Source organism: Bacillus sp. SRB_8 (genome assembly GCF_003264205.1).
Taxonomy (GTDB): domain Bacteria; phylum Bacillota; class Bacilli; order Bacillales; family Bacillaceae_G; genus Bacillus_A; species Bacillus_A mycoides.
On record NZ_NADT01000143.1, the window covers coordinates 1 to 467 of the forward strand.

The following is a 467-nucleotide window of genomic DNA, read 5'->3' on the forward strand; positions in this document are numbered from 1 at the left end:
ATCAAAAGCGTCAGTCTCCAATATGATCGGTAGATTCGGGTCAAAGTGTTTCATAACAGGCGCCGGGGTGAACGCTCGTGTCAGGGTCACGAACGCTGACTCGGCCGCGCTCGACCAAGTAAATGGGTGGTTTTTTCTCGTCAGCGCCGTCAAAGGTGAAGATATTTTGGCGAAGTCAACGATGAACTCCCTGTAGAAGTTAGCAAAGCCTAAGAAACTTTGGAAGTCCTTAGCTGTCGCTGGAGTCGCCCAGTCAAGGATAGTCTCCACCTTGCTTGGGTCCATCTTGAGGCGGCTCTCAATAACCAGATAACCGAAGAATTCGACTTCCTGAGCGTCAAACACGCATTTTTCCAGTTTTGCAAATAAACCAGCTGAACGCAACTTGGTAAGTACTAGTCGAACATTAACGTCGTGCTGCAGCGCGTTGTTCGAGTAGATCAAGATGTCGTCGAGGTAAACAACCA

The 467-nt window shown here is 48.8% G+C and carries 1 protein-coding gene; it reads right to left on the reverse strand.

Annotated features, from left to right (window positions below):
- Positions 1-467: reverse transcriptase domain-containing protein (locus B5P40_RS33050; RefSeq protein WP_181462981.1), on the reverse strand; the 467-nt coding region annotated here is incomplete at both ends.